General features: G+C 33.0%; 19 protein-coding genes. 15 read left to right on the top strand and 4 right to left on the bottom strand.

Annotated features, from left to right (window positions below):
• Nucleotides 1-155: 155 nt before the first annotated feature.
• Nucleotides 156-428, top strand: a complete 273-nt coding sequence (locus tag PYW31_RS08950) for a hypothetical protein (RefSeq protein ID WP_046836387.1) — start codon at nucleotides 156-158, stop codon at nucleotides 426-428.
• Nucleotides 429-480: 52 nt separating this feature from the next.
• Here the strand turns inward: PYW31_RS08950 and def are convergent, their stop codons facing one another.
• Nucleotides 481-1032, bottom strand: coding sequence for a peptide deformylase (def, locus tag PYW31_RS08945; protein ID WP_046836101.1), 552 nt, complete (start codon nucleotides 1030-1032; stop codon nucleotides 481-483).
• A gap of 127 nt (nucleotides 1033-1159) precedes the next feature.
• Between def and PYW31_RS08940 the strand changes: the two genes are divergently transcribed.
• The 12 genes from PYW31_RS08940 to auxB all read left to right on the top strand — a co-directional run bounded on the left by PYW31_RS08940 (nucleotide 1160) and on the right by auxB (nucleotide 13219).
• On the top strand, nucleotides 1160-1786 hold the full coding sequence (locus PYW31_RS08940; RefSeq protein ID WP_046836102.1) for a YkyA family protein: 627 nt from the start codon (nucleotides 1160-1162) through the stop codon (nucleotides 1784-1786).
• A gap of 267 nt (nucleotides 1787-2053) precedes the next feature.
• On the top strand, nucleotides 2054-3166 hold the full coding sequence (pdhA, locus tag PYW31_RS08935) for a pyruvate dehydrogenase (acetyl-transferring) E1 component subunit alpha (protein WP_046836103.1): 1113 nt from the start codon (nucleotides 2054-2056) through the stop codon (nucleotides 3164-3166).
• Nucleotides 3167-3169: 3 nt separating this feature from the next.
• A complete protein-coding gene (locus PYW31_RS08930) occupies nucleotides 3170-4147 on the top strand; it encodes an alpha-ketoacid dehydrogenase subunit beta (protein ID WP_046836104.1) in 978 nt (325 codons plus the stop codon).
• Nucleotides 4148-4291: 144 nt separating this feature from the next.
• Nucleotides 4292-5587: a dihydrolipoamide acetyltransferase family protein gene (locus PYW31_RS08925; RefSeq protein WP_046836105.1), complete on the top strand. Its 1296-nt coding sequence runs from the start codon at nucleotides 4292-4294 to the stop codon at nucleotides 5585-5587.
• 3 nt (nucleotides 5588-5590) lie between these two features.
• Nucleotides 5591-6997: a dihydrolipoyl dehydrogenase gene (gene lpdA / locus PYW31_RS08920; RefSeq protein WP_046836106.1), complete on the top strand. Its 1407-nt coding sequence runs from the start codon at nucleotides 5591-5593 to the stop codon at nucleotides 6995-6997.
• Nucleotides 6998-7143: 146 nt separating this feature from the next.
• A complete protein-coding gene (locus PYW31_RS08915; RefSeq protein ID WP_046836107.1) occupies nucleotides 7144-7416 on the top strand; it encodes a UPF0223 family protein in 273 nt (90 codons plus the stop codon).
• 181 nt (nucleotides 7417-7597) lie between these two features.
• Nucleotides 7598-8137, top strand: coding sequence for a helix-turn-helix domain-containing protein (locus PYW31_RS08910; protein WP_046836108.1), 540 nt, complete (start codon nucleotides 7598-7600; stop codon nucleotides 8135-8137).
• Nucleotides 8138-8149: 12 nt separating this feature from the next.
• Nucleotides 8150-9244 carry an ABC transporter ATP-binding protein gene (locus tag PYW31_RS08905; protein ID WP_046836109.1) on the top strand — a complete coding sequence of 365 codons (1095 nt, stop codon included), beginning with the start codon at nucleotides 8150-8152 and terminating at the stop codon, nucleotides 9242-9244.
• Nucleotides 9237-10040: an ABC transporter permease gene (locus PYW31_RS08900; protein WP_046836110.1), complete on the top strand. Its 804-nt coding sequence runs from the start codon at nucleotides 9237-9239 to the stop codon at nucleotides 10038-10040. Before PYW31_RS08905 ends, PYW31_RS08900 begins: the two co-directional genes overlap by 8 nt.
• Before the next feature lie 5 nt (nucleotides 10041-10045).
• Nucleotides 10046-10858: an ABC transporter permease gene (locus tag PYW31_RS08895; RefSeq protein ID WP_046836111.1), complete on the top strand. Its 813-nt coding sequence runs from the start codon at nucleotides 10046-10048 to the stop codon at nucleotides 10856-10858.
• A complete protein-coding gene (locus tag PYW31_RS08890; protein WP_046836112.1) occupies nucleotides 10855-11928 on the top strand; it encodes an ABC transporter substrate-binding protein in 1074 nt (357 codons plus the stop codon). Before PYW31_RS08895 ends, PYW31_RS08890 begins: the two co-directional genes overlap by 4 nt.
• A gap of 73 nt (nucleotides 11929-12001) precedes the next feature.
• A complete protein-coding gene (auxB, locus tag PYW31_RS08885) occupies nucleotides 12002-13219 on the top strand; it encodes a lipoteichoic acid stability factor AuxB (protein WP_046836113.1) in 1218 nt (405 codons plus the stop codon).
• Between the two features lie 43 nt (nucleotides 13220-13262).
• On the opposite strand, the gene PYW31_RS08880 is transcribed toward auxB, so the two are convergent.
• Nucleotides 13263-14603, bottom strand: a complete 1341-nt coding sequence (locus PYW31_RS08880; protein WP_256201625.1) for an Nramp family divalent metal transporter — start codon at nucleotides 14601-14603, stop codon at nucleotides 13263-13265.
• A 218-nt stretch (nucleotides 14604-14821) separates the two neighbouring features.
• Between PYW31_RS08880 and PYW31_RS08875 the strand changes: the two genes are divergently transcribed.
• A complete protein-coding gene (locus tag PYW31_RS08875) occupies nucleotides 14822-15316 on the top strand; it encodes a DUF4064 domain-containing protein (protein ID WP_046836115.1) in 495 nt (164 codons plus the stop codon).
• A gap of 106 nt (nucleotides 15317-15422) precedes the next feature.
• Here PYW31_RS08875 and PYW31_RS08870 read toward each other — a convergent pair whose 3' ends face one another.
• Entirely contained in the window at nucleotides 15423-16034 is a 612-nt protein-coding gene (locus tag PYW31_RS08870) for a YktB family protein (protein ID WP_046836116.1), read from the bottom strand.
• Between the two features lie 247 nt (nucleotides 16035-16281).
• Between PYW31_RS08870 and PYW31_RS08865 the strand changes: the two genes are divergently transcribed.
• On the top strand, nucleotides 16282-17103 hold the full coding sequence (locus tag PYW31_RS08865; protein WP_046836117.1) for an inositol monophosphatase family protein: 822 nt from the start codon (nucleotides 16282-16284) through the stop codon (nucleotides 17101-17103).
• An 86-nt stretch (nucleotides 17104-17189) separates the two neighbouring features.
• Here PYW31_RS08865 and PYW31_RS08860 read toward each other — a convergent pair whose 3' ends face one another.
• A complete protein-coding gene (locus tag PYW31_RS08860; RefSeq protein WP_046836118.1) occupies nucleotides 17190-17381 on the bottom strand; it encodes a DUF5325 family protein in 192 nt (63 codons plus the stop codon).
• Nucleotides 17382-17427: the final 46 nt, after the last annotated feature.

Genomic DNA, 17427 nt, shown 5'->3' with positions numbered 1-17427 from the left:
TTAAGATTTTAATTAAAATGATTTTCAGAAAATTTGTAATAAACTTATATTTAACTTGAGTAGGCTTTCGTTTTTATTTATGATGGTATTATGCGACATACTTATTTAATGAGGAAAGTAATAGGTGGAAATGAAGTAAGGTAAGGGTGAGAGATGTGGATCAAGTAAATAGAATAATTGAAGATGTAAAAAAAGAAAAAGCGCGTACAGATAAAATATTCCAAGATATTACATTTGAAATACGTGCGGAACAAGTCTTGATGTTTTTTAATTATAAAGAAATTGTTGATAACGTGAACGATAATCAATATTACGTGAAACATAACCATGATCCAGAATTTATTGATATACAAGCGTTAAATGCACTTAAAACTGAATTCAAAAAACTTGATATATCGTTTCATGAACGTAGAGATGATTTCATGTAAAAAAGCCGTTAGCTTTGAGTATTGACTCAACTTGCTAACGGCTTTTTAAAAGTTATGCTTCTACAGCATCCTCATGCGGTTTAAGTGGATTACTTTGATCAATGTAATCGTAAAACATAATTCCATTGATATGATCGATTTCATGTTGAAGAATGATTGCAGGATAACCTTTCAAACGTAATTTGACCTCATTACCATCAATATCTGTAGCTTTAACCGTAATCCTATTTTTGCGGTGTACAAGCCCTGGGATATTCTCATCAACACTTAGACAACCTTCACCAGTTGGTAAATATGCTTCTTGAATACTGTGGCTGACAATTTTAGGGTTTACAAGCATAAGATCATAGCTTCTACCTTCACCATCATCAGGTAAATAAACAGCAATCATTTTCTTTGAAATATTAATTTGTGGTGCGGCAAGACCTACACCTGAACGAAGCCCGTATTTTTGAGCAATTTCATCATCTTGACTATTAATTAAAAATCCACGCATAGCTAATAAAGTACTACGATCTTCTTTAGATAGTGGTAATTGTACATCTTTAGCTTTCTCACGCAATGTTGGGTGACCATCTCTAATAATATCTTTCATTGTTAACATTTGTTCATACACCTTCCTTAATATAAAATAATATACCAAACTTCAATGAATAAATGACAGTGATACATTTGATTTATTATAAAATATTATATAATATAACACACAAATAAAGGAGGATTTCTCAAAAATGAAATTAAAATACGGCATCAGTGCATTACTTGCTTCTACAGTGTTAGTTGCAGGGTGCACAACAGATAAAGGTGAAATAAAAGATTATAATGAAAAAGTGCAAAAAGCATCTGATAAAGAGAAACCTGTTTCCTCAGTAGGCAAAAAGCTGAATAGTTTAGAACAAGAAAAGCAAAAATTAGTGAAAAATGTAAATGGCCAAAATCAAGATAAAGTACAAGACGTCTCTAAAAAGCTTGTGAAAAACGCCGAACAACGAGAAAAAGAATTTAAAAAAGAAGAAGTTGCTTATAGTAAATCACAAAAAGAATTTGAAAAGGCTGAGAAGCATGTAGCCAACATTAGTAATAAACAGAAGAAAAAGGAAGTTCAACAATTGAACGATGCATTAAAAGAAAAATACAAGGCGCATGACGAATATGTCAAAGCCTACAAGCGTATAATGAATAAAGAGAAGGAAATGTTTAAATATACGTCAGGTAATCAAGGGAATCAAGAAGAGGTTGATAAAAAATCAGAAGCTGTAAATAAAGCAGTTAAAAAAATGAATAAAGTATTTAAAAAATACTCGAAATCTATGAACGATGTGAACAAAGAAAAACAAGATGTCGACAATCTAATGTAATAGGATAACCGCTGTTCATTTGAAATTCAATGTGTAAAGCTATATTATATAACATGATTACGCTTACATTTTAGGTTGAATTCCGAAAAAAAGCTCGGAATTTTGTAGTAGTACAGTGCGTCATACTACAGTAATACAGTTCTAAAACTGTACTTGTTTTGAGTGCTACAGAACTTTTTCAAATTATTTAACAGTGTAACAGTTTTGTGATACAATACTAGAGGATAAAATGTATTTCTATTATACGGGAAAGGTATGGTGAATTGAATGGCTCCGAAGTTAAAAGCCCAATTCGATGCAGAGAAAGTATTGAATGATACTCAATCTCAATTTGAAATGATTCAAATATTGGATGAAGATGGTAATGTTGTTAATAAAAAACTATTACCAGATTTGTCAGACGAGCAACTAGTTGAATTAATGGAGAGAATGGTATGGACACGTATTCTAGACCAACGTTCTATTTCATTAAATAGACAAGGTAGATTAGGTTTCTATGCACCTACAGCAGGACAAGAAGCTTCACAATTAGCTTCACAATACGCTTTAGAGAAAGAAGATTTTATATTACCAGGTTATCGTGATGTGCCACAATTAATTTGGCACGGTTTACCTTTAACTGAAGCTTTCCTATTCTCAAGAGGGCACTTTAAAGGGAATAGAATGCCTGAAGGCGTAAATGCACTTAGCCCACAAATCATTATTGGTGCACAGTATGTTCAAACTGCTGGTGTAGCATTAGGAATGAAAAAACGTGGCAAACAAGCTGTAGCAATTACTTACACTGGTGACGGTGGTTCTTCACAAGGTGACTTCTATGAAGGTATTAACTTTGCTTCTGCTTATAAAGCACCAGCAATCTTCGTTATTCAAAATAATAACTATGCAATTTCTACACCTCGTAGTAAGCAAACAGCGGCTACAACTTTAGCTCAAAAAGCTATTTCAGTTGGTATCCCAGGTTTACAAGTTGATGGTATGGATGCGTTAGCAGTATACCAAGCAACAAAAGAAGCACGTGACCGCGCTGTAAATGGTGAAGGTCCAACATTAATTGAAACAATCACATATCGTTATGGTCCACATACTATGGCTGGTGATGATCCAACGAAATACAGAACATCAGATGAAGATTCTGAATGGGAGAAAAAGGACCCATTAGTTCGTTATAGAAAATTCCTTGAGAATAAAGGTTTATGGACTGAAGACAAAGAAAATGAAGTCATTGAACGTGCTAAATCTGAAATCAAAACTGCCGTTAAAGAAGCAGATAATACTGAAAAACAATCAGTTACTGATTTAATGGAACTTATGTACGATGAAATGCCTCAACATTTAGCGGAGCAATATGAAATCTATAAAGAGAAGGAGTCGAAGTAACCAATGGCACAAATGACAATGGTTCAAGCAATTAACAACGCGTTGAAAACTGAATTACAAAACGATGAAAATGTTTTACTTTTCGGTGAAGACGTAGGTGTTAACGGCGGTGTATTCCGTGTAACTGAAGGGTTACAAAAAGAATTCGGTGAAGATCGTGTATTCGATACGCCATTAGCTGAATCTGGGATTGGTGGTTTAGCTTTAGGTTTAACTACTGAAGGATACCGTCCAGTTATGGAAATCCAATTCTTAGGATTTGTATTTGAAGTATTCGACTCTGTTGCAGGTCAAATTGCACGTACACGTTTCCGTTCTGGTAACTCAAAACAAGCACCAGTGACAATTCGCGCACCATTCGGTGGTGGTGTTCATACACCAGAATTACACGCTGATAACTTAGAAGGTATTTTAGCTCAATCACCTGGATTACATGTTGTAATTCCTTCTAATCCTTATGACGCAAAAGGCTTATTAATTTCATCAATCAGAAGTAATGACCCAGTCGTTTACTTAGAGCACATGAAATTGTATCGTTCTTTCCGTGATGAAGTACCAGAAGAAGAGTACACAATCGAAATCGGCAAAGCTAGCGTAAAACAAGAAGGTAATGATATAACACTTATTGCTTATGGCGCAATGGTTCAAGAATCATTAAAAGCTGCAGAAGAGTTAGAAAAAGAAGGTTATTCAGTAGAAGTTATTGACTTACGTACTGTACAACCAATCGATATCGAGACACTTGTGGCTTCAGTTGAAAAAACTGGCCGTGTAGTAGTTGTTCAAGAAGCGCAACGTCAAGCTGGCGTTGGTGCAACGGTTGCAGCTGAATTAGCTGAACGTTCAATCCTTTCATTAGAAGCACCAATCGCACGTGTTGCAGCAGCTGATACAATCTATCCGTTTACACAAGCTGAAAATGTTTGGTTACCAAACAAAAACGATATTATTGAAAAAGCGAAAGAAACATTAGAATTTTAATTATAGCCTTGATGAAGTAGGAAATACGAAACCTCGTTTGACCTACTTCATTCAAGTTTATATATAGTATGAGGGCATGACATATTCGTCCCATCCTCATTTTCTAATTTTTGACTTAATATGAATTTCTAGGAGGATAATAACGTGGCATTTGAATTTAAATTACCCGATATTGGTGAAGGTATCCACGAAGGTGAAATAGTAAAATGGTTTGTTAAAGCTGGAGATCAAATCGAAGAAGACGACGTCTTAGCAGAAGTGCAGAATGACAAATCAGTTGTAGAAATTCCATCTCCTGTTGCTGGTACTATTGAAGAAGTATTAGTAGATGAAGGTACTGTAGCAGTTGTTGGTGATACAATTATTAAAATTGATGCACCAGATGCAGAAGATATGCAATTTAAAGGTAGTGAAAGTGACGAATCAGCTAGCGAAGAAGCGCCAGCAGAAGAAAGCACTGAAGCAGCAACACCTGCACAATCATCAAACGAAGAAGTTGATGAAAGTAAACGTGTTAAAGCTATGCCATCTGTACGTAAATATGCTCGTGACAATGGCGTTAATATTAAAGCTGTTGTAGCTTCAGGTAAAAACGGACGTACAACAAAAGAAGATGTAGACGCTTACTTAAATGGCGGCGGACAAGCAGCTTCAGCTTCTAATGAAAGTACTTCTGAAGCAGTAAGTGAAGAAACTTCAAATACTACACAATCAGCACCAGTTTCAACTGAAGGTGAGTTCCCAGAAACAACAGAAAAAATACCTGCAATGCGTAAAGCAATTGCTAAAGCTATGGTTAACTCTAAGCAAACTGCACCTCACGTAACATTAATGGATGAAATTGATGTTCAAGAATTATGGGATCACCGTAAAAAATTCAAAGAAGTTGCAGCTGAGCAAGGTACTAAATTAACTTTCTTACCTTATGTAGTTAAAGCATTAGTTTCAGCATTGAAAAAATACCCAGCACTTAATACTTCATTCAATGAAGAAGCTGGCGAAATTGTTCATAAACATTACTGGAATATTGGTATCGCAGCTGATACTGATAGAGGACTATTAGTACCTGTAGTTAAACACGCGGATCGTAAATCTATCTTTAGTATTTCTGACGAAATTAATGAACTTGCTGTAAAAGCACGTGATGGTAAATTAGCTTCAGACGAAATGAAAGACGCTACATGTACAATTAGTAATATTGGTTCAGCTGGTGGACAATGGTTTACTCCAGTTATCAATCACCCAGAAGTTGCTATCTTAGGTATTGGCCGTATTGCACAAAAACCAATTGTAAAAGATGGAGAAATCGTAGCAGCTCCAGTATTATCATTGTCATTAAGTTTTGACCACAGACAAATTGATGGTGCTACTGGACAAAATGCTATGAACCATATCAAACGATTATTGAATAATCCAGAATTATTATTAATGGAGGGGTAAAACATGGTAGTTGGAGATTTCCCAATTGAAACAGACACTATTGTAATCGGAGCAGGACCAGGAGGCTATGTTGCAGCAATTCGTGCAGCACAGTTAGGTCAAAAAATAACAATCGTTGAAAAAGGCGAATTAGGTGGCGTATGTTTAAACGTAGGCTGTATTCCTTCTAAAGCTTTATTACATGCTTCACATCGTTTTAATGAAACTAAAAACTCAGAAAACCTAGGTGTTATTGCTGAAAGTGTTTCACTTAAATTTGATAAAGTTCAAGAATTCAAACAATCAGTTGTTAGTAAATTAACTGGTGGAGTTGAAGGACTATTAAAAGGTAATAAAGTTGAAATCGTTAAAGGCGAAGCTTACTTTGTTGATAACAATAGCTTACGTGTTATGGATGAGAAAAGTGCTCAAACATATAACTTCAAAAATGCTATTATTGCGACTGGTTCAAGACCAATCGAAATCCCTAACTTCAAGTTTGGTAGCCGTGTAATTGATTCTACAGGCGCTTTAAACTTACAAGAAGTTCCTGGCAAATTAGTAGTTGTTGGTGGCGGATATATCGGTTCTGAACTTGGAACTGCTTTCGCTAACTTTGGTTCTGAAGTTACTATTTTAGAAGGCGCTAAAGATATTTTAGGCGGTTTCGAAAAACAAATGACACAACCTGTTAAAAAAGGTATGAAAGAAAAAGGCGTTGAAATTGTTACTGAAGCAATGGCAAAATCTGCTGAAGAAACAGAAAATGGCGTTAAAGTAACTTATGAAGTAAAAGGTGAAGAGCAAACAATCGATGCTGATTACGTATTAGTTACTGTAGGTCGTCGTCCAAACACTGATGAATTAGGCTTAGAAGAATTAGGTCTTAAATTCGCAGATCGTGGATTGTTAGAAGTAGACAAACAAAGCCGTACTTCTGCTGAAAATATCTTTGCAATTGGCGATATTGTTCCAGGTTTACCACTTGCGCACAAAGCAAGCTATGAAGCTAAAGTTGCTGCTGAAGTAATTGCTGGTGAAGCATCAGAAGTTGATTACATCGGTATGCCAGCTGTATGTTTCACTGAACCAGAACTTGCACAAGTTGGTTACACTGAAGAGCAAGCTAAAGAAGAAGGATTAGCAGTTACTGCTTCTAAATTCCCTTATGCAGCTAACGGTCGTGCATTATCATTAGATGATACTAATGGTTTTGTTAAATTGTTAACACTTAAAGAAGATAATACATTAGTAGGAGCACAAGTAGTTGGTGCTGGTGCTTCTGATATTATTTCTGAATTAGGTTTAGCTATTGAAGCTGGTATGAATGCTGAAGATTTAGCATTAACTATCCACGCACACCCAACTTTAGGTGAAATGTCTATGGAAGCAGCTGAAAAAGCATTAGGATTACCAATCCACACAATGTAAGTATATTGTTCTAATACACGTACAACACATAAGAAATAGCCACTAGTTTTTATACTGGTGGCTATTTTTTTAAATAATAGAGTAGCCATATTTGCGTTAGCTATTGTAAATTATGATTTAATTATGAAAAGGTGGCATGTTTGTTTATGGAATATCAATATCCTATTGATTTAGATTGGTCAAATGATGAAATGATGCAAGTTGTATCTTTTTTCAATGCAATAGAATCATTTTATGAGTCTAAAGTTGAAGGGGAAGTATTATTGGAACGTTATAAACAATTCAAAGCGATTGTTCCCAGTAAAGCAGAGGAAAAACAAATCTTTAAAGAATTTGAAAATAGCAGTGGTTATAATAGTTACAAGGCAGTACAAGCAGTAAAAGGCGCAGCAGATCAAAAATATTTTAGTTCAAATTAAAAATAACTATTGTCATATAAGCTATATTTTGATATTTTTATTAAGCATTAAACAAAATGTTTGATAAAAGTAAACTAAATATAGCTTTTTTATTTTGAGCTTAAAATAAAGATTTGTAACTAATTAAAAATAAACTTTGCTATGACCAAACGTTATGGAGTAAAGAGATATAGGTGACGAAATGGATATAGGTAAAAAAATTAAAAATTTAAGACGGATTAAAAACTTAACTCAAGAAGAACTTGCTGAACGTACAGATTTATCCAAAGGCTATATATCACAAATAGAAAGTACACATGCATCTCCGAGTATGGAGACTTTTTTAAATATACTAGAAGTTTTAGGAACGCATCCAAGTGATTTTTTTAAAGCACAAATAGATGAAAAGGTATTATATAAGAAAGTATCGCAAATTACTTACGATGAATACGACAAAGGTTATATATTGAAATGGCCAGTGACACAATCAAATGAATTAGAGATGGAGCCACTTTTATTAACGTTAAAAGCCAATGCGTCTTATAAAGATTTTAAACCTTCAGAATCTGATACGTTTATTTACTGTTTAGAAGGCAATGTGTGTTTGATGTTAGGTGATAAGACTTATCGTGCAGAGACAGGTGATGCATTATATTTTAAAGCAAATCAAATACATAGATTATATAACCCGACTCAAGATGAAGCTAGAGTCATGATAGTTGCAACTGCATCATATTTATAGGAGGACAAATAAATGGAGCCAATCTTATCATTCAAGTCAGTGAGTAAAAGTTATGATGATTTACAAATCTTGAACAAGATAGACATTGATATTGAATCAGGACATTTTTATACTTTGCTTGGGCCATCTGGCTGTGGCAAAACAACTATATTAAAGCTCATTGCAGGATTTGAACAAATAGATAATGGTGACATTATTTATCAAAATAAATCTATAAAGCATACGCCTGCAAACAAACGAAAAGTTAATACAGTATTCCAAGATTATGCGCTATTTCCACACCTTAACGTATATGACAATATCGCATTTGGATTAAAATTAAAGAAAATGAGTAAAGTCGAAATTAAACAGAAAGTTCAAGAAGCATTAAAACTTGTGAAATTAAATGGTTATGAGTATAGAACGGTGGAAGAAATGAGTGGCGGTCAAAAACAACGTGTAGCGATTGCACGTGCTATTGTCAATGAACCAGAAATTCTATTACTAGATGAATCACTATCTGCACTGGATTTGAAACTACGAACAGAAATGCAATATGAACTTAGAGATATTCAATCAAGGTTAGGCATTACGTTCATCTTTGTTACACATGATCAAGAAGAAGCCTTAGCGCTAAGTGATTATATTTTTGTAATGAAAGATGGCAAGATTCAACAATTTGGTTCACCTACAGATATCTATGACGAACCTGTGAATAGATTTGTTGCTGACTTTATTGGTGAATCTAATATCGTAGAAGGAGAAATGGTAAATGATTATTTAGTGAATATCTACGGTCAAGATTTTGTATGTGTAGATATGGGGATCCCAGAAAACCAACATGTCGAAGTTGTAATCAGACCAGAAGATATTACATTAACCGATGCGCAAGAAGGCTTATTTGAAGTGACTGTAGATGCGATGCTGTTTCGAGGCGTACATTATGAAATCAATTGTATAGACAGAAAAGGATATGAGTGGATGATACACTCAACTAAAAAAGCCGAAGTAGGTAGTAAAGTTGGTTTATATTTTGAACCAGAAGCGATTCATATTATGGTGCCTGGAGAAACAGAAAAAGAATTTGATAAGCGCATTGAAAGTTATGAGGACATAGATCATGCGTAAAATTAATAATTTTTTATTCATTCCTTATTTGTTATGGATGATTTTATTTATCATTATACCAGTGATTCTACTCATTTATTTTTCAATGTTTGATTTGCATGGGCATTTAAGTCTTGAAAACTATAAGAAAATTGTTTCATTTAAGTATTTCCAAATGTTTTGGGACTCTATTATGTTTGCTACAGCAATAACATTCATTACATTATTAATAAGTTATCCTGCTGCTTATTTCATTAAATCATCTAAGTATCAAAACTTATGGTTACTTATCTTAATAATTCCTACGTGGATTAATTTACTGCTCAAGACCTATGCATTTATAGGTTTGTTAAGTCATGATGGTATTATTAATCAAATCTTGAGCATGCTTCATTTGCCTAAAACAGATTTATTATTTACTGCGCCAGCATTTTTATTAGTTGCTAGCTATATTTATATACCATTTATGATTTTACCAATTTTCAATAGTATGAAAGATATTCCTAATAATATAATACAAGCATCGAGTGATTTAGGGGCGAATTCATTTACAACTTTTAGAAAAGTGATATTACCACTTACTAAGCAAGGTGTGTTAACAGGTATACAAGTTACATTTATTCCTGCTTTGTCACTCTTTATGATTACCAGATTGATTGCTGGTAATAAAGTGATTAATATAGGAACAGCTATCGAAGAGCAATTTCTAGTTATTCAAAATTATGGTATGGGTTCGACGATTGCATTATGTTTAATCGTCTTTATGGCACTTGTCTTAATCATTACTAATACTAAATCTTCGAATGGAAAAGGGTGAATCTAATGAAATGGTATGGCAAGTTATATATCTTCAGCTTAACTGCAATATTGTATATTCCAATATTATTTTTAATGGTATATTCATTTAATTCTGCTGGTAATATGATTCATTTTGAGGGATTTACTTTAGAACATTACCAATCGTTATTTAGTAATGATCGTTTGATGGCTGTTATTTTTAATACGATTGCAGTAGCTTTGTTAGCTGCAGCGTTTGCTACAGTCATCGGAACAATGGGAGCCATAGGTTTATATCATTTAAAAGATAAAAAATTAAAAGTTTCGCTTTTAACATTAAATAATGTTTTGATGGTATCCTCAGATGTTGTGATTGGTGCTTCATTTTTAATTATGTTTACAGCAATAGGACATTTTACTGGGTTAGGCCTTGGGTTTATGACAGTACTCATTTCCCACATCGCTTTTTGTATTCCTATTGTAGTCATTATTGTATTGCCCAAACTGTATGAAATGAATGGGAATACGCTAGATGCAGCACGTGATTTAGGAGCTACAGAGATGCAATTATTGAATAAAGTCATGTTACCACAATTAATGCCCGCAATTTTAGGTGGCTTTTTTATGGCATTAACTTATTCTCTAGATGATTTTACTGTTAGTTTCTTTGTTACTGGAAACGGCTTTAGTGTATTGTCTGTTGAAGTATACGCTATGGCCAGAAAAGGAATTAGTATGGAAATTAACGCTATATCAACAATATTATTCGTAGTCATTATGATGGGAGTATTAGGTTATTATGTAATACAAAGTACAATGAAGCATAAACGACTCCTGAAGCGAGGTATACAACGATGAAGCGCTTTTTACAATTAATTATAGTTTCAATTGCTGTAGGAATGATATGTTTATTTATAAGCCAAAAATTCACTGCGAAAAATCACTCTTCAAGCGGGGAAAAAATTTATGTATATAACTGGGGAGAATATATAGACCCTGAGTTAATTAAACAATTCCAAAAAGAAACTGGTATAGAAGTTGTTTATGAAACATTTGATTCTAACGAAGCAATGGAAGCCAAAATCCGTAATGGTGGTACGCATTACGATGTAGCTTTTCCAAGTGAATATACAGTAGAAAAAATGAAACGTGAAAAGTTATTATTACCTATTAATCATGAAAAAATACCTAATATGAAAAATCTAGATTCTGATTATATGAATATGCCATTTGATAAAGGAAATCGATATTCAGTGCCTTATTTTTTTGGTACTGTAGGAATTGTATATAATAAAAATATATATCCAAACGATAATTTTAATTCATGGCAAAGCCTTTACAATAAAAAATATAATGATGATGTCTTATTAGTAGATGGTGCTAGAGAAATAATAGGATTATCACTTAACAAATTAGGTTATAGTTTAAATGATACCCATAGACAACATTTAGAAAAAGCAGAGAAAAATTTAACACGCTTAAGCCCAAATGTTAAAGGTGTAGTAGGTGATGAAATTACAATGATGTTAGAGCAACATGAAGCAAACATCGCAGTTGTTTGGAGTGGCGTAGCAGCACCTATTGTTCAAGCGAGTGATGAATTTGATTATGTAGTTCCTAAAGAAGGTTCTAACCTATGGTTTGATAACATGGTTATACCAAAAACAGCACAAAACAAAGAAGGTGCATATAAATTTATGAATTTTCTATTAGATGCAAAAATTAATAAGCAAAATACAGAGTGGGTAGGCTATGCAACACCTAATAAAGTCGCAAGAGCAAAATTGCCGGCCAATGTTAAAAATGATGATCGCTTCTATCCGTCTCAAGAAACGCAATCTAAATTAGAAGTTTATAAAGACTTAGGTAAAGAAACATTAAGCGAATATAACGAAAGATTTTTAAATTTTAAAATGTCATTAAAATAAATCGTAGTTAGTAGTTATTTTACTGTTAATTCGATATAATAGTTTGACAAGCAATATAAGGAGTTGTAAATACATGTCAGGAGAGCAATATACTCAAGTTAGGCGTCCAGTGAGTCGACTAGCAGAAAAAGTATTAGGTTGGTTGAGTTGGATATTCTTACTCTTACTTACCATTATTACGATGTTTATTGCACTAGTATCTTTTAGTAGTGACACATCAATACAAAATTTAGAAACTTCATTGAACGGAAATGATTTTGTCCAACAACTTTTAGCTAATAATAGTCTAAATACAACCCAGTTTGTAATATGGTTACAAAATGGTGTGTGGGCAGTTATAGTATATTTTATCATTTGTCTATTAATTTCATTTTTAGCATTAATTTCAATGAATATAAGAGTTTTATCTGGATTCTTATTCTTAGTAGCTACTTTAGTTACTTTGCCGTTAGTGTTACTATTTGTAACATTGATTATCCCTATTCTATTTTTAATTATTGCAATCATGATGTTTGCGCGTAAAGAAAAAGTAGAAACCGTACCTGCGTATTATGCAGAAGGAAATCAAGGACATTACACAGATTATGAGCAACATCAAGAATTTACAAAACCTCAAGGTGTTGTGGAGCCTCAAAATGATGACAGACAACAAACTTCTGACGTAGAACAACAAACAAACAAAGATAATCAACTCAGAAGAGGTGGTTATAGTTCTGAAATTGCCGAAAAAGTAAATACAGAAAAAGATGCATCGGATGAAGAACCGAAAATACTTTCAAGACAGGCTAAATACAACTATAAAAACAAAAAGCACCATGAAAACCAAGATGGACAGCAAAGTTCTGATGATGAATTTGGTCAGGTAAGTAGTATTTATGATGAAAAGGGTAAACCTGTTGAAGATGAAATGCAGCATCAACAAAATGATGCAATGAATGAACAAGCAGAACGTGAAAGAGCAGAAACGGAAAGATATAACCAACAACTTGCAGAAGAAGAGGCGCAACGTAAACAAGCAGAATATGAAGAACAACAACGTCTTAAACAAGAAAAGGCAGAAGAAGCTGCAAGATTAAAACAAGAGAAAGCTGAAGAAAAAGCACGTATTAAGCAAGAGAAAAAAGAACGCAGACAACGTGAGAAAGAAAAGCGCAAGCAACGACCTAGTGCTGTAAATCAACGTAGAATGAATTTTGAAGAACGTAAAAAAGTAACATCACATGATGCAGAAGATCAAGAAACTAATGAAGCATCTTCGACATCAGAAGATCAAACAAAAGATAAATCTTAAATAAAAATGCCGATGATATGATATCATCGGCATTTTTATATCGCTATAAGTCTTGAAATGTTTGAATAATTAAATAGATATTTAAAATACTTAAAATAATTATTAGGATCCAGGAAATGGTATTAACCCAACTTTTATTTTTAAACGGCCCCATTAAACGATAATCGTTAGTTGCTAGTTGTAATGGGATTAATGAAAAGGGTAACGCTAAACTTAAAAATACTTGAGAGAATACTAATAGTTGTTCCATTTTAGCTTCATTACCATGAAATATAATTAAGCATAAAATAATAGGTAATATGGCAATGACTCTTGTGATTAGCCTACGTAACCAATTAGGTATTTTAAGGTTTATAAATCCTTCCATGACTATTTGTCCTGCCATTGTCCCCGTTATTGTTGAATTTTGTCCGGAGGCAAGCAGTGCTATTGCAAACAACGTACTCATCACTGCACCCATAGAAGCGCCTATCACCGGTTGATGCAACAACGCATTGTATAAATCATAAAAACCACCGAGTTGTTCCGTATTTACGCCATAAAATAACGCGGCGCCTAACACGAGTAATAAACAGTTAATAACAAATGCAATAGATAGTTGTATATTCGAATCGAGAGTGGCAAATTTAATAGCTTGTGCTTTTGATTTTATACTATTTCTATCATACATTCTAGATTGTACGATGGAAGAATGTAAATATAAGTTATGTGGCATAATTGTCGCACCAATAATACCTAATGCTATAAATAGGGCACTATTATCTGTAATAATTGTCTGGTGTGGTATAAAGCCATTAATTATATCATTTACTTCTGGTGAAGCTATGAATACTTCGAATATAAAAATAACGAGTACGGTAAAAATCAATGTTCCGACGATAGCTTCAATTTTTCTAAATCCAAAACGCATAATAAATAACAATAAGAAAACGTCGAGTACTGTGATTAATGCACCTATTAATAATGGAATATCAAATAGTAAATCTAAGGCAATAGCACTTCCGATAACTTCAGCAATGTCTGTAGCGATAATTGCAAGCTCTGCTATAATCCAAAATATAAACGAAAGCGGTTTGTTCAAATAGTGTTTGGTTGCTTGCGCTAAGTCCATACCTGTTGCTATGCCTAATCTTACTGTCATACTTTGTAATAGCATTGCAGATAAACTAGATAGTAAAATTACGAATAGCAAAATATAACCAAATTGTGCGCCGCCTTGCATGGAAGTAATCCAATTACCTGGATCCATATAACCTACCGCTACTAATAGTCCAGGTCCTAAAAAGGAAAGTAATTTTTGGCTGAATTTACCATTAGAGTTTACAGAAACCGTATTATTGATTTCATCCATACTTTTATGTTTATTGTTTGTTTGTTGTGTCAAAAAATCACCGCCTAAATGTATCATCAATATTCTCTAGATTACTCCAAATAATTTGTTAGGTCAACCTAAAACTAAGGTTGTAAACATAAGTATTATCACATTAGATTAAATAAAATAGGCTTGATTTAATAGATTATGTATCTAAATAGCACAAGATAATTTTTAAACTTTAATAATTTTGCTATGATAGTATTAAAATATAGAAGAGGAGGATAACGATGAAGAGAAAAGCAGAACGCATTATTGCATGGATCGCAAATGGACTAAGTTTAATATATTTATTGTTTTTAGTAATAGGGTTATTTTTAATAAACAATCCACAATTTGTAGAAATGTATAATGAAATGAATCAACAAAATGGCGTAGAGATATCCTCAGAAGCATTTAAAGCTACCGCAATTTTCCAAGGTAGCATCTTACTTATTTCTACAATATTAGGTATTATAGCAACAATTTTAATAAATAAACACAGAGTATTATCTGCATGTTTATTTATTGTAGCTGGTTTAATAGGTTTATTTACTGCTAATATCATTGCACTTGTTTTATGGTTGATAGTTGCTATTATGCTGTTTAGTAGAAAAAATGATAAAAAGCATAATAATCTAAAACCCAATCAACAAAATGGAGACAGTCAAAAACAACAACACCCGGAAGTAAACCCTGATACGGAAATGAAAAAGAAAAAAGACAATGATCCTTATATATATTAATTTGATGATTAACTTATCTAGTTGAGTAATGAAAAAAGGACAAATTTAAAGCACGGAGCTAAAGTTAAACTTTAGCTCCGTGCTTTTACACCATGTTGATAGAAAATTATCTATAAAATTTTAATAATTGTTCAAATGTTTCTTCTAAGAAATGTAAGAATGATTTATCGCTTTTTAGCTGTTCGCTTTGAGGAGTTAATGTGCGTGCAACAAAAAACTCACCTTTTTTAACTTGTTTCACACGTGTTATGGCCTTATTTAAATCTTCGTCAGACATTTCATGTATGTAAGTTTTTTCTTGACTCATATGGTCTAAACTTACACTATAATCTTTTGGTAAGTTTTTTAATGTTTCAAATTGCTCAGTAAATACATCGACACGTTGAGCTTTATCTTTAGCTTCATGCATTACACCATACATTACAAATAATTGATCTTCAAATAACCCTATCTGGAAGTGAGGAAGCATTTTGTAACCTCGATTATTAGTAGCAAAAGCCACCCATGTGTCTTTAGGTGGGTTTACGCTTCGACGAGCGTGTTTAGCAACATGTGGATAAAATGTTTCGCCAGTTGTTGTTTCTAAAAATTGAGTGAAATACGCTCCCAATTCATTTAATTGTGGTCGAACGCGTTCATTCAATGCTTCCATGCGCGCATCAAGACCATCTATTGTAAAAGCTTTAAAGTCATTAGGTTTAAATGTGTACTTAGTCATATAGACCTCCTATATTCAATATATTCGTTTGTATTGTAGCATAATTTGTTATTACTCTCATCGACTTTGACTGAGCGTATGATCAGCGTGTGAAAGTAAGTATAATAGGGTATACAAAGATATATTAATGAACTAAACAATTTAATTTAAATGCTATACATATAAAAAATGAATATTAGGGAAGTTATTCAACACCTTTTAGAACAATAATTAATGTATAATATAAAGAGACTAAGGAGCTGATACAATGACTGTTTATGAATTTGCTAAAGGTCTAATATTAGAAGCGGGAAATAATGTTAAAAAAATAATGAAACAAGATATAGAAATAGAAACAAAATCAAACCCAAATGATTTAGTAACTAATGTAGACAAAGCTACTGAAAAATATATATTTGATAATATAATGAAGACATACCCGAATCATTTAGTTATCGGCGAAGAGGGGCATGGACATGACCTAGTAGATGAACAAGGTGTAGTTTGGGTAGTAGATCCTATCGATGGTACATTGAACTTTGTACATCAAAAAGAAAACTTTGCAATATCGATTGGTATATATAATGAAGGAAAACCCTATGCAGGATTTGTTTATGATGTGATGAATGATGTGCTATACCATGCCAAAGCGGGGGAAGGTGCATATGAAAATGAACATCCAATACCAGATATACCTTCGACACCTTTAAAAACAAGTATTATAGGTATAAATCCTAATTGGTTGACCAAGCCAAGGCTAGGAGAAATATTTAAACCGATCGTTGATGAAGCAAGGAGCGCACGTGCTTACGGTTCTGCAGCATTGGAAATTGTTTATGTAGCGACAGGTAAGTTGGCAGGATATATCACACCAAGGTTACAACCTTGGGATTTTGCAGGCGGGTTGATTATCTTGAATGAAGTTGGTGGTAAAGGGACTAATTTAATGGGGGATACATTATCTATTTATGAACCTAGTTCAATTGTTATGGCAAACAAGCAACTTCACTCGGAATTAATAAGTAATCATTTTGAAAAAAATATTGAAATCATAGAATTATTACAAAAAAGATTAAAAAATAGTGATTAGCGATTTTCAAATAGACAAAAAAAGCGTCTTACTCGTGTTTGTAGAGTAAGGCGCTTCTAAAAATTATTTATGAAAAAAGTACTGATTTAAAGCCAATCATTTTCACGATATTTCTTTTTTAATGTGAAACCGCAACCAAATGTTGCAATGAACAATATAAGTGTTAAAATCATCATTGGAACATTAGTTGCAGCTAAACTAAAACTAAATAATAGTAAAAATAAAATGGCTATTATAGCGAGTACCCAAAATATTGACTTTGATTTTTTTTGTTGCATCCCGACCACACCTTTATAGTTTTCTTTAACCAATTATATGATATAA

The sequence above is a fragment of the Staphylococcus succinus genome (genome assembly GCF_029024945.1).
Lineage (GTDB): Bacteria > Bacillota > Bacilli > Staphylococcales > Staphylococcaceae > Staphylococcus > Staphylococcus succinus.
This window is presented reverse-complemented; position numbering and strand designations above follow the sequence as displayed.